Origin of the sequence: Proteiniphilum sp. UBA5384, from assembly GCF_002410825.1 — a bacterium.
GTDB lineage: Bacteria > Bacteroidota > Bacteroidia > Bacteroidales > Dysgonomonadaceae > Proteiniphilum.
The window spans coordinates 120,474-142,961 of record NZ_DHOS01000073.1 but is presented as its reverse complement, the minus strand read 5'-3'; the positions used below and the strand labels follow the sequence as shown (position 1 = coordinate 142,961).

Sequence of the window (22,488 nt, the reverse complement as noted above, 5' to 3'; positions counted from 1 at the left end):
AGCGGGAAATGGAAGAATAGGATGCCCAAATGGTTGGGAAGATAAGACTAAGGACATAGAATGAAGAAGAAATTGATCATAAAAATCGGAACATCTACACTAACAGCCGGAACAAACCGTATATCATTTGCGGTGATAGAGAGTTTGGCACGACAAATCGTAGAATTGAAAAAAGAATACGATATCGTGATCGTCTCATCAGGGGCGATTGCTACTGCAAGACAATTTGTGGAAATTAACGGGTTCTATAAGCATGTCGACTCCAAACAAGCGCTGGCAGCTATCGGGCAGACCAAATTGATGGAGTTGTACGACACCATTTTCAGCACGTTCGGATTAAATATTGCACAAATACTTTTGACTTACCGCGATTTCGAAAATCCGACAGCCAATGAAAATACGCGTAACACCATCAAACGACTTTGGCAGGTCGATTACACCCCCATTGTCAATGAAAACGATACTGTTTCCATCGAAGAAATCGTACTGGGTGATAACGACAAACTTTCGGCGCTGGTGGCAGTAATCACGGAAGCAGATCTGTTGGTACTTGTCTCAGACATCGATGGTATTTTTAACCGGAATCCGCACCTGCATGCCGATGCACAATTGATAGCCGAAGTTTCCGACTTAAACTCCATTAGTGAATATATTGAAGAGAAAGAGTCTTCACTGGGAACCGGAGGCATGTCGTCCAAAGTACATGCAGCGGAAATATGCATGGCACACGGGGTAGAGATGTGGATTGTAAATGGACAGCGTGCCAATTATATCATCAACGCCATGGGCAACCGTATCCCATTCACTCGGTTTTGTAAAAAATGACTGGAAGACTTAAGAGAATAGGAGGATGGGGACTGGAAGGTTGAAAGTGAAATTGAATAAAGATTGGTAAATGGTAATAGTAATTGGTAATTAATGAAAGTAAAACATGGATTTATAGGCTTCGGCAATCTGGCCAAAGCAGTATATCAGGGATTGAAAGACGAGGCGGATATTGAGTTCGCCTATTATGCAAGAAACCGGAAAGAGGTAGATATTCCCTTTTATGAGCGGATGGAAGATCTCGTTACTTTTGCCGATGTGGTCTGGTTAATGGTAAAACCACAGGACCTATCCCTCATTCTGGGAGAATTAAAACAGCTCAACAGGGCAGGTAAAACTATCGTCTCACCGGTAGCAGGAAGAACTATTGCTTATATAGAACACTATCTGGGCACTGAGCAATTAATCATACGTATTATGCCCAATTTGGCGGTAGCTTATCGTAAATCGGTGACGTCCTTCGCATCCAACTATCCCGATAATATAAAAGCGGTGGAGATCTTTCATCTTTTGGAAAAACTGGGAAAAGCAGTAGCACTGGAAGAGGGCGGTTTCGACCTTTTCACCGCTGTCTTCGGTAGCGGGCCCGCTTTTATCCTCTCTTTCATCCATATCTTCAAGGAGAAAATGCAGGAGTTCAACTTATCCGGGGAGCAGCTTGACGGACTTCTACTGGAACTTACACAGGGAACAACTATCTACTTCACACAAAACCAGAAGAATCATAGTATCGAACAATTAATAAAAAATATTACCAGCAAAGGAGGTACTACCCAGGCAGGGCTTGATTATTTCCGTACCCACGAGATAGGAAAACATTTCAAGGGTGTATTGGATGCAGCCAGAAACCGATCGGAGAAAATGAGTAAAAACGAAGATTAAAATAATGATTTAAAGAGAAGCATTTTTCAAAGGAGGAGATGGAAGCCTTGCAATCCTTGCGTTAACGGCTCTTTAGTATTTCAAACTGGTGAAAATCAAAGCGAAGAACATATTTATTTTGTTTGCGCCATTATAAAGCAGATCAAAGCAAGATACAATCAGGGCATTACTCTATCCTGCGGGGCACAAAGTGAAGAAACTTACCGTCGTTTCTTTGAGAGCGGAGCGCATCATTACTTCCTCCGCATAGAGACATCTTCTCCTCAGTTATATAAAAAATGGCATCCTGACGACAGGGTACATAGCTTCGATACGCGTATAGGTATCTGAAATCGTTGAAAAAAATTGTTTTTCAGGTAGGTTCAGGAAGTATGATTGGCGTACCTTGCCAAACCTACCAGGATATAGCAGGTGATATTCTTTTCCTTCGGGACATGGAGATAGATATGATGGGGGGTGGTCCTTTTATTGAATACTCAGGAACCCCTTTCTGCCGTGGTGAGACTTTTTCCACAGCTATGCAGGCATTGGATAAATTCGGAAGGGAAAAGGGATTCTTATTCGGCGCCAATGTAATGATGCCTAACCTGACTCCAGCCAAACAACGAAAAGATTATCTCCTCTACGAAGACAAACCCAGTCTTGATGAAGAACCTTTTCAATGTAATCATTGTCTCTCTGTACAAATTGCCTCCGTGGGCGATACGATAGGATATGGACAAAGGGGAACTCCCGCCACTTCTTCCGGCGGACCAAAACACTCTGCTGAAATCTCAAATCTCAGACTTGACACATCAATAAATCATCGAATCATCTTTGGCTTTATATGCAATGGCATAAAAACGGATCTGTTTGATTACCGAAAGCAATCCGTTAGACCGCGTAGGGGAAAGATGTTCGGTCAAGCCGATTTCTTTCAGAAAACGAAGATCGGTATTGATAATTTCATCGGGAGTACGTCCATTAAATACCCGAAGTACCAACGCGAGTAATCCTTTCACGATGATAGCATCACTCTCAGCCTGGAGATAGAGTTTTCCCTCATGGTAATCAGTCTGCAACCAGACTCGGCTCTGGCATCCTTCTATGATATTTTCGGGTATTTTATATTTTTCGTCAATGGGTTGCAAGGCGTTTCCCTGCTCGATAATAACAGCATATTTATCCATCCAGTCGTCATATATACTGAACTCATCAATAATCTCCTGTTGTACTTCGTCTATTGTCTGCTTCATTTCTCTTTAATCTATCTTTACCGGTTCACTATAAATCAATTCCATTACGGTTTGTCCAACCACCTTCAGGCTATTTCGGTCGATATTGCGCATATCATCCCTATGCGTATGCCAATGTTGCACAAATCCGGTATGGGAGTCGGTTCTCAAATTGATAATATTGATGCTCGGGGCCCGATGATGGCGATTCACCAACAAATGATCGTCAGTAATATAACCTCCATTTTTCGATTGGAAATAGTTTCCATATCCTAATTTTGCTGCGATACTCCATACTTTTTCCAATACAGCCGGGGCATACTGCTTAGAGTATCCTTCTTTCAAAAAAGTGGCATTGGCACTACCCACCATATCGAGCAGGATACCATACTCAGCTTTATAATTTTCTACATGAGGCTGCTCTGACCAATATTGTGAACCACGACACCACCATTCACCCTGCACCCAATCGGTCTCAAAAGAGGGCTGCCCCCAATCTTCCATGTCGAAGAAGATAATATCAACACCCCTCTCAACGGGATCGTGATGCAAGCTTCGGGCAATTTCGAGCAATACCCCTACCCCGCTTGCTCCATCATCAGCACCTGCAATGGGTTGGTACTGGCTACCGGCATCGGGTTCTTCATCGGCAAAGGGACGCGTATCCCAATGGGCAAAAAGCAATACTCTTCTCTCTTTTTCAGGATGATAGCTTCCGATTATATTTCGTATATATAAATCTCTACCATCATAATGGATGATCTCCGCCTTCTGTTCTGTCACTTGTGCGCCAAATTCCGACAGTTTCGATACCAAATAATCACCACAGGCTTTATGAGCCGTTGAACCGGGCACCCTCGGACCAAAGCCAACCTGTTTCGCCACAAACACATAAGCACTATCGGCATTGAAATCCGGAGAAACCTGCCGGTATGGCTCCATCACCAGTGTACCTTTTTTGGACTGACAGGAATTACACGATATAGAAAACAACACGCCGGCTATGAATAACATCAGTATAAAAAAATTTCCTACTTGTTTCATATAATAAATGTGTCAATTTATTAATATGCCAATCAAATTATTATTCATAACTTTTCCTGATAAATCGGGATTAGTCTTATTAACACCTTCGTCAAATTACTACTGGTTCTTTTGATATGAAAAATTAGAAATCCCGATATTCTGATAAGTTTCCCTTAGCGCCTCTTCATTGTCGGAAATAACCAATAATTTATCCCCTGAATACAATTCAGTCTGTCCGGTAGGCACAAAATAGCGCTCTCCCCGTTTCACCATTACCACCAGTGTTTTGTCGGGCAAAGGCATCTCAATTAAATTTTTCCCATATTGTAAAGTCTCGTCGGTAATCAGTATTTCAGTCATTGCCGACTTGATCTCTTCGGCAAATTCTACATCAAAATCTACCAAAGCCTTATGGTCCTCCGGTTTTTCAGCCAACTTCAGCCATTTTGCAACCAGAGGAAGCGAAGTACCTTGCACAAGCAGAGAAACAATAGTGATCACGAAGACCATATTAAATATCCAACGTGCACCCGGAATTCCGGCCGCCAAGGGCAGAATAGCAAAAATAATAGGAACAGCTCCTCTCAAGCCTACCCAGGAAATATAAATATTATCCCTGACGCCTATTTTACGGAATGGAATAAGTGTAAGGAATACTGTCAACGGTCGTCCGATAAAAATAAGGAAAGCAGAAACAATTAATGCCGGAACCAATACATCAAGCAGTTCGGCAGGATTTACAAGTAATCCCAATGTGATGAATAGCAATATCTGGCTCATCCAGGCTACTCCATCTATAAACTTCATGGAGGTCCGTTTATGGGAGAACTTCGCATTGCCAATAACCAATCCGGCAATATACACTGCCAGATATCCATTTCCTTTCAGATAGTAAGTAGAGGCAAAGATAAATATCCCTAACGTCAGCAATAGAATAGGATAAAAAGAAGTATTGTCCATACGGATACGGTTGATAATCTTCACCGATCCTTTTCCCAATAGATAACCCATCCCGGCACCCACTACGAGTTGCACTACGATGGTAAGGGCTACCATACCGATATTGGGATCGGATCCCGACTGGATAATCCCCATAAACACGATTGTAAGCATATAAGCCATTGGGTCATTACTTCCACTCTCCAACTCCAGCAATGGTCTAAGGTTATTCTTAAGCGACAATCCTTTGGAACGCAATATACCAAAAACAGAAGCCGAATCGGTAGATGAAAAAGTAGATGAAAGCAGCATTGCCGTCAATAGGCTGATTCCCAAAGAAGGGAACATATGTCCTGATAACCAGTAAATAAATACTCCGGTGACAACCGCTGTAATAAGTACCCCTATTGTGGCAAGCATTACTCCGGGCCAGATAATCGGCTTTATTTCAGAAAACTTGGTATCCAAACCACCGGAAAAAAGAATCACAGTCAGACAGATTGTGCCAATCGTTTGTGCCGTCTGCACATTTTCAAATTGTAAACCAAATCCGTCTGATCCAAAAACCATTCCCACCACAAGGAAAAGCAATAATACCGGGACACCAAAACGGTGACCTGCTTTCCCAACCAACATACTTATAAAAAACAGGATAGATCCTACCAATAATAATAATTCAGGGCTTACTGTCATCTTCTTATATTCGTTTATTGTACGAATGAACTAAAATCATTTTCTACTCTCAATATTGCTGTTGCTCCCATGAGCAACGGAAAATTCAACCTCACATGACCTGCCGGAAAATTAAAGCAAACAGGAAAATCATACTCGTTGACTGCCTCCCAAATAGATTGATGTAACGGGGCATACATGAGATTATCCTCCTCATAACCGGTAAACTGCCCGACAATCAAACCATTGATTTTTCTGAATATTCCTGCAAGTTTTAATTGATAAATCATTCGATCCACACGGTAAGGCGCTTCTCCAATATCCTCAATGAATAATATACCCCCACGGGGAATTTTCAGGTACTTAGATCCCAACAAACTACAGAAAACCGAAAGGTTTCCGCCAAATAATCTGCCTCTGGCACTTCCTTTTCGATTCAAAGGGAAATTATTTCCCACAGGAATCCGGTATTTTACGGGTTGACCGGCCAAGATACTTTTTGTATAGCGTACCGATATGTCTCCGGCTCCTTCATCAGAGAAATGCTGCGCCATCGGCCCGTGAAGAGACGCTATGCCATGGGTCTGCAACGCCGCATGAAGTGAAGTTATATCACTATAACCAACCACCCATTTTGGATTTTTCCTGATCTCCGAAAAGTTGAGTTTCTCGATCAGATGTATCATCCCGTAACCACCACGAGAACAGAGGATAAGTTTAATTAACGGATCGTCAAATGCATTTTGCAGATCGGAAAGACGTTGTTTTACCGAACCACTGAACCGCCCTTCGTCACACAAGGCGTTTTCACTGATTTTCGGACGAAGGCCCCAATTCTCCAACACATCCGCAGCATCCTGCACAATATAACCCTCTATTTTCCCCGCGGGGGAGAGAATGACGGCTCTATCATTAAAGTGCAGTGTTGGCGGTCGCTTCATCCGGTTATTATCATCTATGCATCTATATTGGCATATGTTGCGTTCTCTTCTATAAACTCGCGGCGAGGTGCCACTTCTTCACCCATCAACATAGAGAAAATCACATCTGCATCGGCAGCATTTTCAATTGTCACCTGTTTCAGGGTGCGGTGCTCAGGATTCATTGTTGTTTCCCAGAGTTGCTCGGCATTCATTTCCCCAAGACCTTTATAACGCTGCGTATGAATAGCATTTTCGTTACCCTCTCCATATTTATTGATAAAGGCCTGTCGTTGCTGATCGTTGTAACAATACTCTTCAACCTTACCTTTCTTACAAAGATAGAGAGGTGGAGTAGCTATATAGACATATCCATTTTCTATCAGTAGCCGCATATAACGGAAGAAAAAAGTAAGAATAAGGGTATCAATATGGCTACCGTCCACATCAGCATCCGTCATCAGAATAATCTTGTGATACCTCAATCGTTCTATATTGAGTTCTTTGGAATCTTCCTCGGTCCCTATAGAAACACCTAAAGCGGTATATATGTTCTTGATTTCGTCACTTTCCAGCACCTTATGCGGCATCGCTTTCTCCACATTCAGGATTTTACCGCGTAAAGGAAGGATGGCCTGAAATATACGGTTACGACCTTGTTTGGCCGTTCCTCCTGCAGAATCACCCTCTACCAGGAAAATTTCGCTCTGTACCGGATCTTTGCTTGAACAGTCAGCCAGCTTTCCGGGCAATCCGGCTCCCGAGAGCGGCGATTTACGCTGTACCATCTCACGGGCTTTACGTGCCGCCTGACGTGCTGTCGCCGCCAGGATAACTTTTTCCACAATTACCCGGGCTTCTTTGGGATGTTCCTCCAAATAATTTTTCAAGGCTTCTCCTGTTGCCTGGTCCACCGCTCCTATTACCTCACTGTTCCCCAATTTTGTCTTGGTTTGCCCCTCGAACTGAGGTTCGGCTACCTTTACTGACAGTACGGCAGTGATTCCTTCACGGAAATCATCGCCACTGATCTCCACTTTCACTTTCTCAAGCATCTTGGAGTCTTCGGCATATTTCTTGAGTGTACGTGAAAGTCCACGTCTGAAACCGGTAAGATGTGCTCCTCCTTCAATAGTGTTGATATTGTTTACATAAGAATGGATATTCTCATTATACGTATCATTATAAGTAAGCGCAATTTCAATGGGAATACCGCTTTTCTCGGTAATAATATGAATAGGTTCCGGGATGAGCGGTTCCTTATTTTTATCAATATAACGAACAAATTCTTCCAGTCCCGTTTCGGAATAAAAACGGTCTGTCTTAAAAGTACCCTCTTCGGTAGAAACCCGCCTATCGGTCAGTGTAAGGGTAATACCGGCATTCAGGTAAGCCAGTTCACGGAGGCGGGTTGCTAATATATCGTGCCTGTATTCGGTCGTAATAAAAATAGTATCATCCGGTTTGAAGGTAATGATGGTACCTGTCTCGTTAGTCTCCCCTACCACCTTCACATCGGCATAAGGTTTCCCTTTTGAATATTCCTGTACATAGACTTTGCCGTCTTTATGTACTTCAGCTTTCAAATAAATAGAAAGCGCATTCACGCAAGAAACACCCACTCCATGAAGACCACCCGACACTTTATAAGTTCCCTTATCAAACTTACCGCCTGCATGCAGCACCGTGAGTACAACCTCTAAGGCCGATTTCTTTTCCTTCTCGTGATAATCTACAGGAATACCCCGTCCGTTGTCTTTTACAGTAATGGAATTATCTTCGTTGATAGTCACATCAATCTCGGAACAGTATCCGGCCAAGGCCTCATCAATAGAGTTGTCCACTACTTCAGACACCAAATGATGCAATCCCTTTTCGCTTACATCCCCGATATACATCGCAGGGCGTTTACGTACTGCTTCAAGCCCTTCGAGTACTTGAATATTTTGTGCGGAATAATTTCCGCTTCCATTTTTTTTCTCTTCTTCTGACATTTCTTTCAGTATATATTAAAATCGACTATAAATCAGATATTTATTAATAATCCCATAAATTTTTCAAAACTGAACAAAAGTACGAAAAAATAGTCATTTTTCCAATCCCTTTTGTTTTTTTTAGTGAACCATTACCGGGTCGATACCCAACGATAGGAGAGAACTCTGATTACTATACCAGAAAAAGCCAATAACAATAAAAGCGGACGATTTGTCCGCTTTTATTGTTATTTTAAAATAAACCTCTCTTAGATTTCGCAGTCAATAGCTGCCCTGCCAACCCTTACCTTAGCTATAAATCCAGTCACTTCCTGATGGGCAGGATGGATCGTATAATATTCCAGATCTTCCAGCGAATCAAACTCGCTGTCGAGCACAATATCATAATTTTCCGAAGAAGCCAAAGGATGATTCGACAAGACCTCTATCTTACGTATTACAGATATTACCTCCTTGAGAGCTTCTAATTTCTCCTTGATAATAAGGATGTTTTCCTTTTTGGAATTCCCCTCAGCCTGTTCGGCCAATTGAAAGAATACCAAATGCCGGATCATCTCAATTAAGACTGTTTACATGAGAAGCTAACTTCGACTTGAGGTTGTTAGCCTTGTTCTGGTGTATCACGTTCTTCTTTGCCAACTTATCAAGCATAGAGCAAACTTCGGGATACATCTTCTGAGCCTCTTCTTTGGAAGTGATGGTACGTAATTCGCGCACTTTATTCCTAGTAGTGCGTGACACATATCTATTAGACAGACGACGAACTTTAGCTTGTCTGATTCTCTTTATAGATGATTTATGATTTGCCATTTCTATTGACGCGTATGTTTTATTTTTTCAATTAATGTAGCCCATAGGGGAATCGAACCCCTCTTTCAAGAATGAAAATCTTGCGTCCTAACCGATAGACGAATGGGCCTTTTCAGGCGTGAACCTATTGTTAAATATCTCGCTGTCGCAATTGCGGGTGCAAATATAGAACGTTTTTCTGAAAGCACAAAACTTTTCATTCAAATTTCTTCATTCATTTCCTCCATTTTTTGATTGCAATTGTATAAAGGGCTGAAAAATAGAAAAAAACTATTTTTATTCCGCATCGGATTGGTTCTTTCAAATATTTTGTCTAATTTTGCACGCCATTATGACAAATATTCCATACAACGAAATAAAAAAAATAAAATAATCGTATGAAAAGAACATTTCAACCCTCTAACAGAAAGAGAAAGAATAAACACGGATTCCGTTCCAGAATGGCTTCCAAAAACGGAAGGAAAGTGCTTGCTGCCCGTCGTTCAAAGGGCAGGGCAAAATTAACCGTGTCGGACGAATATTGATAGACTTATCATTAAAAAAACAGGAATAGGACAGTGCTATTCCTGTTTTTTGTTTATTCTAACCTATATAATATAAAATGTATTCGTCTTTCTTTTTCCATAACTCTACCCTCCCACTCTCATTATTTTTACTACTTTTGTATCTCTGTATGTGCATACGTCCTTATGAGCGATTGTTATGAGTAAAAAACAGACTAAAATATCTTTCTTTAGCGACGGTATTGTAAAAAATCTGTTGCTGATTATAGCCAGCGGTATATTACTTATTATACTGGCATTGCTGCTCTTAAACATCTATACAAGACATGGGCAAAATGTGATTGTACCTGCTCTTGAAAATCTTCAAATCGAGGAAGCCAATACTATACTCAAGGGCAAGGGTCTCCATGCCGAGATCGTAGACTCCGTCTACCATCGTGACGCCGTACCCGGAGCCATCATAGATCAAACACCCAAGGCTGGTAATAAAGTAAAAGAGGGACGTGCCATTTATTTGACAATATACTCAAAGAATCCTCAGATGATTGCAGTGCCGGAATTGGCGGACTACTCGTCCCGGCAAGCATCAGCATTGTTAAACTCACTGGGATTTAATCAGATATCCATTCAGGAAGTACCGGCTGAATATTCCGGGCTGGTGGTAGCTGTGGAATACAGAGGGAAAAGGTTGATAGCCGAAGAAAAGGTGCCGGCCGGCTCTCCTCTCACTCTGGTGGTTACCAGTGGGATACTTGCCGATTCATTGAAAATCGACAACGAATATATTGTACCGCCCGGACGGTTAAGCGGCAATTCTCAACCGGAAGGCGATGGAGGGATAGACGATTCATTTTTCTAACTGATTGTTTGTGACGAAACAGAATTTAGACGATATCGATTTTTTACCGGAAGATGATGATGCCATAGCGGAAGAATCCCGGAACGAAAATCAGAAATTCGAGCATTACAGGTTTGTAGCAGACAAAGGTCAAAACATGCTTCGGATCGATAAATTCCTGTCTGTCAGGATAGAGGGAATATCCCGAAACCGCATCCAGCAGGCAGCTGAGGCAAACTGCATCCTGGTGAATGGACAGCCGGTTAAATCGAACTACAAGGTAAAACCGCTAGATGTAATCTCTATCGTGATGGATCAACCACGACGGGAACTGGAGATCATACCGGAAAATATTCCCCTTGACATTGTTTATGAAGATGATGCGTTAATGGTGATTAACAAACCTGCGGGCATGGTAGTACACCCCGGACACGGAAACTATACCGGAACACTTGTCAACGCGGTAGCATACCATCTTCACCATGACAATATCAGTGATATGAATGATCCAAGGCTGGGTTTGGTACATAGGATCGACAAAGATACATCGGGCTTACTGCTCGTAGCCAAGACACCCGTGGCCAAGACTACCCTCTCCGCCCAGTTTTTCAGAAAAGAGACAAAAAGGATGTACATAGCCTTGGTATGGGGAAATCCGGCAGACGACCACGGTACCATTGAAGGCAATATCGGACGCGACCCGAACGACCGCATGCGCATGCGGGTTTTTCCCGACGGTGAGCATGGAAAACCGGCTGTCACCCACTATAGTGTGCTTGAGCGGTTTGGCTATGTGACATTGGTGCAATGCCGGCTTGAAACAGGACGCACACACCAGATCCGGGTACATATGAAACATATAGGACACCCATTGTTCAACGATGAGCGATATGGAGGAAATGATATCCTTCGCGGAACCCATTTCGCAAAATATAAACAATTCGTATATAATTGCTTCGACCTGTGCCCCCGGCAATGCTTGCACGCACAGACATTAGGGTTCATTCATCCCTCCACGGGTAATGAACTTTTCTTTGAAAGCAATATCCCTGAAGATATGCAATCGGTAATCGATAAATGGAGAGCATACAGTAAGGTTGGGAAATAATGATGATATGATGATAAAAAAGAATATAGCTATTGTATGGGGAGGTTATTCTTCGGAATTCGTAATATCCGAGAAGAGTGCCGCCGGTATTTTTTCCTTTATCGACAAGGAGAAATACAATGTCTACAAGGTAAAAATAGACCGTAACTCTTGGGAAGTAGAAGCTCCGGACTGTGTTTACCCTATAGACAAGAACAATTTCAGCTTTACCGACAGCGATGGCAAAAATATCAGGTTCCATTTTGCCTATATTACCATCCACGGAACTCCGGGAGAAGATGGTGTAATTCAAGGCTATTTCGATATGATGGGTATCCCCTATTCAAATTGTGGCGTACTGGCGTCAGCCCTGACATTCAATAAATTCATCTGCAACAGTTTTTTAAAAAGTTTTGGTATTGATGTAGCCGACTCGATTCTTTTGCGGAAGAACGATCCTTACAGGATCAACGAAATTATCTCTACATTGGGGTTGCCACTATTCGTAAAACCCAATCTGGGCGGTTCAAGTTTTGCCATCACCAAAGTGAAGGAAAGTTCTCAACTTGACAATGCCGTTATTACAGCTTTCCGGGAAGCACCGGAAGTAATCATAGAAAGTTTCCTGCAAGGAACAGAGGTAACCTGCGGTTGCTTTGGGACTAGTATGGGCATTACGGTATTACCCCTCACAGAAGTGGTTACCTCCAACGAGTTTTTCGATTTTGACGCAAAATATAATGGCCAGGTAGAAGAGATCACACCTGCGCGGCTTCCCGAAGAAATTACTTTAGCGATTCAACATAAGACCGAAAAGATTTATCGTCTGGTCGGTGCAAAGGGAATCATCCGGGTCGACTTCATTCTGACCGGTAACGGACCTGTTCTCCTTGAGGTGAACACCACACCGGGAATGACTTCCACCAGTTTTATCCCTCAACAGGTAAACGCTGCAGGGCTCTCCATGACAGAGATCATTACAGCAATTATCGAAACTTACTCTTTTTAATCCGTTAGAATGTTATGACAGAGACAAAAAACAGATTCGAAGATATCAGCCCGATTCTGGATAATGAAGTTCCGGCAACCATTTCCAGTCTCATCGCCAATAATTACTTCAGACGTGCGGCAGAGGCATTCGTGTTACAGGCCTTCCCCACATGGGAAAGGTTTATCCAAGTGTTGAAACAATGCAAAACGAAGGACGATTTTCAACGCCAGATTATCTATCCGGTAATGAAGCAACTGATTATCAGGACGACTTCTGAATTGAAGGGAGAAGGTTGGGAAAACCTTCCCGAAGGAAAGGGTTGCCTGTTTATTTCGAACCATCGGGATATAGTATTGGATGTTGCTTTCCTGAATATGCTTCTAATTGATCAAAATCACATCACTACTGAGATCGCAATTGGCAATAACCTGCTTATCTATCCCTGGATAGAGGAAGTGGTACGGCTCAACAAGAGTTTCATTGTGAAGCGGGGTGTTTCGGTACGCCAGATGTTGGAAGTATCCACGCATCTTTCAGAGTATATTCATGATACCGTAAACCGTAGACAACAACCGGCATGGATTGCACAACGCGAAGGGCGGGCAAAGGATTCGAATGATAAAACACAGGTAAGCTTACTGAAGATGCTCACTCTACACGACAGCGCTAACCCGGCGCGTGCGTTGACAGACCTGCATATCGTCCCTCTTTCCATCTCATACGAATTCGATCCGTGTGACTATCTGAAGGCCAAGGAATTTCAGCTGAAACGGGATGATCCGACTTATAGAAAAACAAAAGGAGATGATATAGAGAATATCATTACCAGTATATGGGGATTCAAAGGATATGTCTCTTTGCGGTTTGGAAAATGTATTGACGAAGAAGTAAAGGCCCTTGCCGAAACAATCTCTGATAGAAATGAATTGTTGAAGCAGGCAGCCTCTCTTGTCGATAGGGAAATCTACCGTAATTACGCTTTCCGGCCATTCAATTATGTGGCTTATGACTTGATGACGGGTACCAATCGGTTCTCATCGCAATATACGGAAGAAGACCTCTCTAATTTTAATGAATATCTTCAGCAGCAAATAGACAAGATAAATATTCCCAACAGAGATGACGCCTTTCTGCGTGAAAAAATGATAGGGATGTATGGGAATACGGTGCGAAACTATCTGGAAGCACAATAAATGAACAATGAGAGGTCGCGTCTATTCTTTTCTGGTATTATTCTTGTTTTTCCTCCTGCCCGGATGTGAAAAGGAGTCGGTACGAATGGACAGTTATTTTGTGGATTTTGCCACAGTGCTGGTAGAAAATTCAAATTTTCGTTTCAGACTCGATAACGGCCGCGTACTTATCCCGGAAAAAGTTAATAATTTCTCGGCAGAAGAAGGGCAGCGTGTCATCATCAATTATGTCCCGATTGAAGAAAACATGATCAGGATCAATTATGTGACTGCCATTTTTACCGGCACCATCCAATCGGATGGTTTTCCTGAAAATTATTCGGATGACCCGGTAAATATCCAAAGTGTGTGGGTAGGCGGAGATTACCTCAACCTGATCATAGAGACAGAATATTATAACGCACCTCATCGCGTTTCACTGCTCCGGAATCCTTCTTCCTCATCTATAGATCTTTATTTCAGCCACTCTTTGAACAACGATCCTCCGGGATATCCAAAAAAGATGTACGCCTCTTTCCTACTCTCTGATTTAAGGAATCAAACAACCACTTCTTCCGTTCCTTTCCGGCTTTTTATCAATACTTATTCCGGACTACGCACCTTTGAACTGGTTTTACAACGTTAAAACCTATGCACTATTCCAGCTAATTACTTACTTGTCAACGGCGGGATCGGCTCCTCATCTATTACAAAGTCTATCGGCAAGAGACATTTCACATGCACTTTTTCGCCATTATTTTCGCCGGGAATCCATTTGGGCATTAGTCCCAATACACGGACAGCCTCGTCATTGAGAGCTTGGTTCGTTCCTTCCACAACTTCTATATTTGAAATAGCACCATCATTACCCACAATAAATGAACAGAGTATTCTTCCTTCAATCCCTTCCTGCCGGGCTTCACGCGGATAACGGATATTATGTCCTATAAAAGCGGATAATCCCGACTCACCATAAGTGTACTGCGGCATTTTATCTACTATGGTATAAATAGTATTATCTTCCATGATTGTAGGATCTGTTTTAGAGTAATTACGGGTTGGTTGCACGGCGGGACCGGATGCAGCCACATTTTGATTGAGCCTGAAATACATAGGAACATATGTCTCTGCGCGTACTATCTCACCATTATGCCGGGCGGGGCGCCATGGCGGCATAGCCTGCAATATACGCAAAGCCTCCTCATTCAACAACGGATCGGCGCGGTGGATAATATTAAAGTCTGAAAGAGTACCATCTTTTTCCACCACGAAAGTATATACTACCAACCCCTGCTCGTTGCGTTCCCTTGCATCCGCCGGGTATTTCAACGTGTTCGCGATAAACCGGTGCATCTCCGCACTTCCCCCCGTGTACATGGGAATGATATCGGGGTTCTCGAAAACCTTGTCGCTTTTTGAAACCGGCACTTCCTGCGCCATGACTGCTGATTGTTTTGCCACGGCGTTTCCTATAAGGATACATGCTGCCAAAACAAAGAGAAATTTACCTATATTCATCTGACCTTAAATACTCTGAAATGATTACTATTGAATTCAGAGACAAAGGTATAAAAAAGCATCGGTTTGCACAAAGGAAATATCTGTTTTGGATGCGTAATTGGATAACCTTAGTACACCAAATAAATGTCACAAGTTTCGAAATTTATTTCTCAGTTACCTTTGGCCGAACTCTCCCATTGGTATTTGGCAGACATATCATCCCAAAATAAAAAACATGCTGGATATGTTGTAAATTTGCCCACTTAAAACAATTGCCATCCTCCGCCATTGTAAGCCTCAAACCCTTGCCTTTTCAGCAAATTCACCGCCTGGGCGCTGCGAGCACCACTGAGACAAACGACCACAACAGGCCTGTTCCTGTCGAGCCGGCTCATTTCACTCGGCAAAAGGAACAACGGTATATTGACCGATCCTTTGGCATGTCCCGATTCATATTCCTCTACTTCTCGCACGTCCAATAATAATGCTCCCTTCTGAATTTTTTCCTTTAATTCGCCCTTGCCCGGCGACTTGAACATATTTCCCAAAAATCCCATATTCTATTGATTATTATGTATGTTAAATTGTATGATGACTGAACTCTATATAAATAAATTGATATTCGACTTCTCTGCCCTTTCCAAGTAAGTTGCCACTCCACCGATGATCACTCCATCCACCAACTCTTCTTTCTGGATTCCCATCACATCCATCGACATGGAGCAGGCAATCAGTTCTGCGCCTCCCTCAATGGCCTGCCGTATCAGATCCTCCAGACTATCGATATGTTTGTCTTTCATCACAGACCGCATCATCTTTCCTCCCGCACCCATCATATTGATTTTTGATAATCCCAGCTTACGGCTGTTCGAAGGCAGCATCATGCCAAACATTTTGGAGATGAGATCTTTTTCCACGGCCGGTTTATCCTGTTTTTTAATCACACTTAATCCCCAGAAGGTAAAGAATATACTCACCTTCTTACCCGCAGCCAACATGCCATTCGCAATCACAAAGGTAGCCAATGCCTTGTCGAGGTCGTCGCTGAAGACAATCAATGTCTTTGTACCACTACCACTCATCGGGTTGCCAGGCATAGGAACAGTCATGTTCTTCAATTCTGCTTTCTCCACCGTAGCCGTAATAACGCCTCCCGAATGCTTCATGTCGATCAGTTTCGCTCCCACCATATTACACCATGCATTTAAATCCTGCCCGAAAGCCTGGTCGGTTACCTTAATTGTCAATTGCTGCCCGGCCGATAACGTATCATAGTGCCTTTTCAATTCCCTGATGGGGCCCGGGCACTGTAAACCACAGGCATCCACAATCACCTTTTTCTCAGGCTCCACCATCATTTCCCCGTCATCACGAATCACCGGAAAGAAATCGCATTCTACGCCGGTATTTCCATTATTACTCTGTTGATCCTGCAGCACACATGAATAGGTCTTATATCCCCCCGACAAGTTATACACAGCGGTATATCCGTGTTGCAAAAGGATACGTGAAGCAGTATATCCCCGCAATCCCACGGCACAGTACACATATACCGGCTTATTGGTGGGGATTTCAGGAAGCCTGCCCCGCAATTCATCCACAGGAATATTCACCGCATTCTCTATATGGCCGAAATCAAATTCCTCCCTGGTCCTTACATCAAGGATCATGGCACCATTCTCCACCTTCAGCATGTCACTCCATTGGATAACCTTTACCCGTCCGGACAGTATGTTCTCCGCGATAAATCCCGCCATATTCACCGGGTCTTTCGCAGAAGAGAACGGTGGCGCGTATGCATGTTCAATCTCCTGCAGGTCGTAAATGGTTCCCCCGTTACGGATAACCTGAGCCAACAGGTCTATACGCTTGTCAACCCCATCAAAACCTACCACTTGCGCTCCAAGCAGTTTCCCATCGAGTGCGAAATTGATCTTGACGGTTAACGGCAGAGCGCCGGGATAATATCCGGCATGCGAACCGGCATGGCTAATCGAAGTCATATAGGCTATTCCTTCCCGTGAAAGCAACCTTTCAGATGCACCGGCAGAAGCGACCGTCATGTCAAATACCTTGGCAATGGAAGTGCCGATGGTTCCACGGTAAATCCGGCAGTTTCCTCTTACAATGTTATCTGCGGCAATTCTTGCCTGTTTGTTGGCCGGCCCGGCAAGCGGGATCAATGCGGGTTTCCCGGTGACAAGGTTTTTCACCTCCACCGCATCACCCACCGCATAGATATCGGCATTGGAGGTCTGCATATAATCATTTACCCTGATTCCACCCAAACTACCGATTTCCAACCCCGCGGCTTTGGCCAGACTGTTCTCCGGCGTTACCCCGATACTCAGGATGACCATATCGGCCGAAATAGCCTTTCGGCTCTCTGTCTTAACAACAATAGCATTTCCATCCGGTTCAAAAGCGGTGATTTTTTCTTTCAGCAAAAGATTGATTTTTCGTGTACGAAGATATTGATGCACCATGGCCGCCATGGGATAATCAATGATACCCATTACCTGGTCGGCCTGTTCAACTACAGTTACCGACAGCCCTACATCTTTTAAGTTCTCTGCCATTTCAAGCCCGATAAAGCCCGCACCGACAATCACTGCCGATGTGACGCTTTTCCCGGTGACAAACGATTTGATCCGGTCCATGTCGGGCACATTCCGCAACGAAAAAATATTTTCATTTTCTATACCGCTGATGGGCGGTTTTACGGGTCTCGCCCCGGTTGAGATGACCAGTTTATCATACGCTTCCTCATACTGTGCTCCCGTTTTCAAATCTTTTACGGTAACATACTTCCGCACAGTATCTATCGCCATAACTTCCGACTTGATACGGACATCAATCCCGAAACGGCTTTTGAAGCCTTCCGGTGTCTGTAAAAACAACTCGTCACGTTCCTTGATTGTACCGCCTATATGGTACGGCAAACCACAATTGGCATAAGATACATACTCATCTTTCTCAAAAAGTACAATTTCAGCCTTTTCATCCAATCTCCTGAGGCGCGCTGCCGCAGTAGCCCCTCCGGCTACTCCCCCGATAATGATAATCTTCATATTGATGTGTTAATTAATTTGTCGATATACATATTTGCCAGTAGCAATCACATAGGTAAAATTTTTTATTCTTCTGCGATGGTTGTCAATTTGACCATCAAAGAATGCACGTCTATAGTATATCCTTGCATCTCTTTTATTTTTTTTCTTCCGGCATCGGTCAGTGTAAAAATCATCTGGCGCTTATCGGAAATCCCTATCTCCCGCAAAATAAATCCTTTTTCTTCCATAGCATGGATAATACGTGACACCCTTGAACCGGAAAGCCCGATAAAATCGCTTAATTCGTTTGCAGATTTTGGCTTACCATCCTTCATGCAACAGAGCAAAGCTCCCTCATTGATGGTAATACCCGCATCTTCGGCAAACTGCTTTTCGTAAGCATACAGCGCTTTATATATGTCTTTTAACCTGCAAATTGATTCCATTAAAAATAATTGCTAATAGAAATTATTTGCAAAGTAAATATTTTTCCGGTAAACTTGCAAATATTTTTTAATATGGTTGTATAGTGAACAACACTTTTGCAGGGCTAATTAACAAACATAGTATTAATATTGAAGCAACAATAATTCCTGCGATTTTTAAGTTTTTACTCTTAATTGCCAATGCAGGCAAAATATAACTTATATTCCGTAAAATCGACAAAATTAGAAGAATAGTTGCTATTGCTTTTTTATCATACCAATTATCGACGAAAGTTTGTAGCATCATAATGGTAATACTGGTAATGAATAGCACTCCTATAAACACAATCAATAAAACACTTGATCTATCGTATTTAGAATTTTTATTTTCCATGACTTTTTACATTATAAATTATACATTTATTCCAGTCTCATGAATACTTGTTTTGACAACTTCTCTTAATTTTCCATTGCTTCTCACAGTCAAAACAGAGATAGGAGTTTTTATATACCGGAAAAATAAAACCCACGATCAGGTAAGGTATCAATGTGAGCCAACCGGGCTTTTTGCTATGGCCAATATTTTCAGAATGGCAAAAAGGGCAGATATCCGTTCCGTCAAGTTCTTTCTTCGAAAAGACAACTACCTCCCGGGGAACCTCTTCCACACTGTTGACAATGTTTAACGCCTTTTCGGCATCCTCTTCGAGGACCTGTAACTTTACTCCTCCAATCGCATTGGAATAGAAATTATATACCTGTACCGTCATTTCATCCTTGAGAAAAGTCCGGATCCCTTCCGATTCCAGTTTTCCCCTGATCACATAAGCTTCATGCGGATAAGTAAATGTTTTTATTGTGACAAACTGTTCCATATACAACATTTCAAAAGCATTTTATTTCGGTTTACAGGAATGTCAGCCCTATGTTCCTAATTTTCCATGATCCAATTCAATAAAGTGATTTTCGTAGAAAATTATTTTTCTGCTCATCCGACAAAGCTATCACAAAAGATAACAATCTCCAAGTTTTGAAGTAAATATCTTGGTGATAAAAGAAAAATAAATGAGATATAATGCGATTATAACAAAGCATATAATCAATTTCTCGTTGAAAATCCGTACCTTTGCGTCCCTAAAAAGATTGTTTACATGCAGAATATCCGAAATATTGCCATCATCGCCCACGTCGACCACGGCAAAACCACCTTGGTGGACAAAATGTTGATGGCAGGCCATCTCTTCAGGGACAACCAGCAGACGGAGGATTTGATCCTCGATAACAACGACCTGGAGAGGGAACGGGGTATTACCATCCTCTCAAAGAATGTCTCTATACGTTACAACGACGTAAAAATAAATATTATCGACACGCCCGGCCATGCCGACTTCGGCGGTGAAGTGGAACGGGTACTCAATATGGCGGACGGTTGCCTACTGGTGGTCGACGCTTTTGAAGGGCCTATGCCGCAGACCCGATTCGTACTGCAAAAGGCACTTGAAATCGGATTAAAACCCATACTGGTGATCAACAAGGTGGATAAGCCCAACTGCCGTCCCGAAGAGGTGCAGGAGAACGTGTTCGACCTGATGTTCAGCTTAGACGCCACCGAAGAACAACTCGATTTCCCGACCATCTATGGGTCGGCCAAGCAGGGATGGATGTCCGACGACTGGAAAAAACCGTCCGGAAGCATCATTCCATTGCTGGATGCCATCATCAAATATATCCCCGCACCCAAAGTGCTGGAAGGAACACCGCAGATGCTGATTACTTCCCTCGACTATTCCAACTATGTAGGACGTATCGCCGTAGGGCGTGTACATAGAGGCATCATCACATCCAATAAGGATTACGCGCTCTGCAAACGGGACGGGAGCATCAAGAAGATCCGCATCAAGGAGGTGAACCTGTTTGAAGGATTGGGACGGGTGAAAGTGGATGAAGCTACCTCGGGTGATATCTGCGCACTGATCGGGATCGATGGCTTTGATATCGGAGACAGTGTTACCGATGTAGAAAAACCTGAACCGCTCGACCCGATCGCCATCGACGAGCCCACCATGTCGATGCTCTTCACCATCAACAACTCTCCCTTTTTCGGGCAGGACGGGAAATATGTGACTTCGCGCCATATCTACGACCGGTTGATGCGGGAGCTGGACAAGAACCTGGCACTCCGTGTGCAGGAGACCGACAGTTCCGATTCCTGGATTGTATACGGGCGGGGGGTACTGCACCTCTCTGTACTGATAGAGACCATGCGCCGCGAAGGGTATGAACTGCAGGTGGGACAACCCCAGGTGATCATCAAGGAAATAGATGGGGAGAAGTGCGAACCGATAGAACAACTCACCGTCAACCTCCCCGAAGAATCGGCCAGCAAAGTAATCGACGTCATTACCCGCCGCAAGGGCGAGATGCTCACTATGGAGAACAAGGGCGACCGCATGCATATCGAATTCGTGATCCCTTCCAGGGGTATCATCGGGTTGAACAATACCGTGCTGACGCTTTCTGCCGGTGAAGCCATCATGGCGCATCGCTTCCTGGAATTCCGTCCATGGAAAGGAAATATCGAAAAGCGGCAGAACGGTTCCATCATCGCCGGAGAATCAGGGAATGCGTATGCCTACGCTTTGGACAAGTTACAAGACAGGGGACGTTTTTTTATTGAACCGCAGACCGACATATATGAAGGACAGGTGGTAGGTGAGCACAACAAGGAGGGCGACCTTGTGGTCAACGTGACCAAATCGAAAAAACTGACCAACGTGCGTGCATCGGGAACCGACGACAAGGCGCAATTGGCACCGCCCATCGTCTTCAGTCTGGAAGAAGCGCTGGAATACATCAAGGAAGACGAGTATGTGGAAGTAACCCCCAAGCATATGCGTATCCGCAAGATACTGCTGGATGAGAACGACCGCAAGCGGGTTTCCAAGAAAGGGTAATAAAAAAAGGTGACTGCCCAACGGGCATCACCTGTAACGGATAGCAAGCTTACGCATTGGATATCACCCAAAGCTGAGCTTGTTCTATTTTTTAATCAACGCGATAAACTCTTCGCGTGTACGCTGTTCACGAAAAACACCGGTAAAATCGGAAGTGGTGGTAATGGAATTTTGTTTTTCCACTCCCCTCATCTGCATGCACATGTGTTGTGCTTCGATCACCACCATCACACCCATCGGATTCAGTGTCCTCTGAATGCAATCTTTGATCTGGGTAGTAAGCCGTTCCTGCACCTGCAATCGCCGTGCAAACACATCCACCACCCGTGCGATCTTGCTCAGTCCCGTAATATATCCATCGGGGATATAGGCCACGTGTGCCTTCCCATAGAAAGGAAGCATATGATGTTCACACAATGAAAAGAGATCGATATCTTTCACGATTACCATCTGCCGGTAGTTTTCCTTGAAAAGGGCAGAACGAAGGATCGTTTCAGGATCCTGCCAATACCCTTTTGTCAGATGTTGGTAGGCTTTGGCAACCCGATCGGGTGTTTTTATCAATCCTTCGCGGTCGGCGTCCTCACCCAGGAGAGAGAGAACATTCCGCATATGATCGGCTATGGCCGACCTGTTTTTATCTAATTCTTCGGAAGACATCTGTTTATTATTGTATAGGTTAC

At 43.4% G+C, this 22,488-nt stretch carries 23 protein-coding genes and 1 tRNA gene; 9 read left to right on the top strand and 15 right to left on the bottom strand.

Translation table 11 applies throughout. The annotated features are described in order from the left end of the window. Nucleotides 1-60 precede the first annotated feature (60 nt). The gene (gene proB / locus B4G81_RS14785; protein ID WP_294083849.1) at nucleotides 61-825 is read left to right on the top strand and encodes a glutamate 5-kinase; all 765 of its coding nucleotides are present in this window, start codon (nucleotides 61-63) and stop codon (nucleotides 823-825) included. A 93-nt stretch (nucleotides 826-918) separates the two neighbouring features. Continuing rightward, nucleotides 919-1,707, top strand: coding sequence for a pyrroline-5-carboxylate reductase family protein (locus tag B4G81_RS14780; protein ID WP_294083847.1), 789 nt, complete (start codon nucleotides 919-921; stop codon nucleotides 1,705-1,707). A 794-nt stretch (nucleotides 1,708-2,501) separates the two neighbouring features. On the opposite strand, the gene B4G81_RS14775 is transcribed toward B4G81_RS14780, so the two are convergent. The 8 genes from B4G81_RS14775 to B4G81_RS14740 all read right to left on the bottom strand — a co-directional run bounded on the left by B4G81_RS14775 (nucleotide 2,502) and on the right by B4G81_RS14740 (nucleotide 9,391). Continuing rightward, a complete protein-coding gene (locus B4G81_RS14775) occupies nucleotides 2,502-2,942 on the bottom strand; it encodes a SufE family protein (RefSeq protein ID WP_294083845.1) in 441 nt (146 codons plus the stop codon). Between the two features lie 6 nt (nucleotides 2,943-2,948). Continuing rightward, nucleotides 2,949-3,965, bottom strand: coding sequence for a M28 family peptidase (locus B4G81_RS14770; protein WP_294083843.1), 1,017 nt, complete (start codon nucleotides 3,963-3,965; stop codon nucleotides 2,949-2,951). Nucleotides 3,966-4,064: 99 nt separating this feature from the next. Next, a complete protein-coding gene (locus B4G81_RS14765; RefSeq protein ID WP_294083841.1) occupies nucleotides 4,065-5,579 on the bottom strand; it encodes a potassium/proton antiporter in 1,515 nt (504 codons plus the stop codon). A 14-nt stretch (nucleotides 5,580-5,593) separates the two neighbouring features. Next, on the bottom strand, nucleotides 5,594-6,499 hold the full coding sequence (locus B4G81_RS14760) for a S66 peptidase family protein (RefSeq protein WP_294083839.1): 906 nt from the start codon (nucleotides 6,497-6,499) through the stop codon (nucleotides 5,594-5,596). A 14-nt stretch (nucleotides 6,500-6,513) separates the two neighbouring features. Further along, the gene (gene gyrB / locus B4G81_RS14755) at nucleotides 6,514-8,472 is read right to left on the bottom strand and encodes a DNA topoisomerase (ATP-hydrolyzing) subunit B (protein ID WP_294083837.1); all 1,959 of its coding nucleotides are present in this window, start codon (nucleotides 8,470-8,472) and stop codon (nucleotides 6,514-6,516) included. Between the two features lie 248 nt (nucleotides 8,473-8,720). After that, nucleotides 8,721-9,026, bottom strand: coding sequence for a Dabb family protein (locus B4G81_RS14750; protein ID WP_294083835.1), 306 nt, complete (start codon nucleotides 9,024-9,026; stop codon nucleotides 8,721-8,723). 1 nt (nucleotide 9,027) lies between these two features. Beyond that, entirely contained in the window at nucleotides 9,028-9,282 is a 255-nt protein-coding gene (gene rpsT / locus B4G81_RS14745; protein WP_294083833.1) for a 30S ribosomal protein S20, read from the bottom strand. A gap of 37 nt (nucleotides 9,283-9,319) precedes the next feature. Continuing rightward, nucleotides 9,320-9,391: transfer RNA gene (locus B4G81_RS14740), tRNA-Glu, on the bottom strand. A 268-nt stretch (nucleotides 9,392-9,659) separates the two neighbouring features. Between B4G81_RS14740 and rpmH the strand changes: the two genes are divergently transcribed. The 6 genes from rpmH to B4G81_RS14710 all read left to right on the top strand — a co-directional run bounded on the left by rpmH (nucleotide 9,660) and on the right by B4G81_RS14710 (nucleotide 14,519). Continuing rightward, nucleotides 9,660-9,806, top strand: a complete 147-nt coding sequence (gene rpmH / locus B4G81_RS14735) for a 50S ribosomal protein L34 (protein WP_076931049.1) — start codon at nucleotides 9,660-9,662, stop codon at nucleotides 9,804-9,806. Nucleotides 9,807-9,984: 178 nt separating this feature from the next. After that, on the top strand, nucleotides 9,985-10,644 hold the full coding sequence (locus B4G81_RS14730; RefSeq protein ID WP_294083828.1) for a PASTA domain-containing protein: 660 nt from the start codon (nucleotides 9,985-9,987) through the stop codon (nucleotides 10,642-10,644). A gap of 10 nt (nucleotides 10,645-10,654) precedes the next feature. Then, nucleotides 10,655-11,731 carry an RluA family pseudouridine synthase gene (locus tag B4G81_RS14725; protein WP_414703210.1) on the top strand — a complete coding sequence of 359 codons (1,077 nt, stop codon included), beginning with the start codon at nucleotides 10,655-10,657 and terminating at the stop codon, nucleotides 11,729-11,731. A gap of 13 nt (nucleotides 11,732-11,744) precedes the next feature. After that, a complete protein-coding gene (locus B4G81_RS14720) occupies nucleotides 11,745-12,719 on the top strand; it encodes a D-alanine--D-alanine ligase (protein WP_294083870.1) in 975 nt (324 codons plus the stop codon). A 14-nt stretch (nucleotides 12,720-12,733) separates the two neighbouring features. Continuing rightward, on the top strand, nucleotides 12,734-13,894 hold the full coding sequence (locus B4G81_RS14715; RefSeq protein ID WP_294083826.1) for a 1-acyl-sn-glycerol-3-phosphate acyltransferase: 1,161 nt from the start codon (nucleotides 12,734-12,736) through the stop codon (nucleotides 13,892-13,894). A gap of 7 nt (nucleotides 13,895-13,901) precedes the next feature. Then, nucleotides 13,902-14,519 (top strand): hypothetical protein, encoded by a 618-nt coding sequence (locus B4G81_RS14710; protein WP_294083824.1) that lies wholly within the window; start codon nucleotides 13,902-13,904, stop codon nucleotides 14,517-14,519. Nucleotides 14,520-14,542: 23 nt separating this feature from the next. Here the strand turns inward: B4G81_RS14710 and B4G81_RS14705 are convergent, their stop codons facing one another. The 6 genes from B4G81_RS14705 to B4G81_RS14680 form a co-directional block, all read right to left on the bottom strand. After that, a complete protein-coding gene (locus B4G81_RS14705) occupies nucleotides 14,543-15,391 on the bottom strand; it encodes an energy transducer TonB (RefSeq protein WP_294083822.1) in 849 nt (282 codons plus the stop codon). A gap of 245 nt (nucleotides 15,392-15,636) precedes the next feature. Further along, nucleotides 15,637-15,930, bottom strand: coding sequence for a rhodanese-like domain-containing protein (locus B4G81_RS14700; protein ID WP_294083821.1), 294 nt, complete (start codon nucleotides 15,928-15,930; stop codon nucleotides 15,637-15,639). 45 nt (nucleotides 15,931-15,975) lie between these two features. Next, nucleotides 15,976-18,444, bottom strand: coding sequence for an FAD-dependent oxidoreductase (locus B4G81_RS14695; protein WP_294083819.1), 2,469 nt, complete (start codon nucleotides 18,442-18,444; stop codon nucleotides 15,976-15,978). 65 nt (nucleotides 18,445-18,509) lie between these two features. Further along, nucleotides 18,510-18,872 carry a MarR family winged helix-turn-helix transcriptional regulator gene (locus B4G81_RS14690; RefSeq protein WP_294083817.1) on the bottom strand — a complete coding sequence of 121 codons (363 nt, stop codon included), beginning with the start codon at nucleotides 18,870-18,872 and terminating at the stop codon, nucleotides 18,510-18,512. Nucleotides 18,873-18,939: 67 nt separating this feature from the next. Then, the gene (locus B4G81_RS14685; RefSeq protein WP_294083815.1) at nucleotides 18,940-19,245 is read right to left on the bottom strand and encodes a hypothetical protein; all 306 of its coding nucleotides are present in this window, start codon (nucleotides 19,243-19,245) and stop codon (nucleotides 18,940-18,942) included. Nucleotides 19,246-19,282: 37 nt separating this feature from the next. Continuing rightward, the gene (locus B4G81_RS14680; protein ID WP_294083813.1) at nucleotides 19,283-19,726 is read right to left on the bottom strand and encodes a DUF2007 domain-containing protein; all 444 of its coding nucleotides are present in this window, start codon (nucleotides 19,724-19,726) and stop codon (nucleotides 19,283-19,285) included. Nucleotides 19,727-20,002: 276 nt separating this feature from the next. Between B4G81_RS14680 and typA the strand changes: the two genes are divergently transcribed. Continuing rightward, nucleotides 20,003-21,805, top strand: coding sequence for a translational GTPase TypA (gene typA, locus B4G81_RS14675; protein WP_294083811.1), 1,803 nt, complete (start codon nucleotides 20,003-20,005; stop codon nucleotides 21,803-21,805). A gap of 84 nt (nucleotides 21,806-21,889) precedes the next feature. Here typA and folE read toward each other — a convergent pair whose 3' ends face one another. Then, nucleotides 21,890-22,465 (bottom strand): GTP cyclohydrolase I FolE, encoded by a 576-nt coding sequence (folE, locus tag B4G81_RS14670; RefSeq protein WP_294083809.1) that lies wholly within the window; start codon nucleotides 22,463-22,465, stop codon nucleotides 21,890-21,892. Nucleotides 22,466-22,488: the final 23 nt, after the last annotated feature.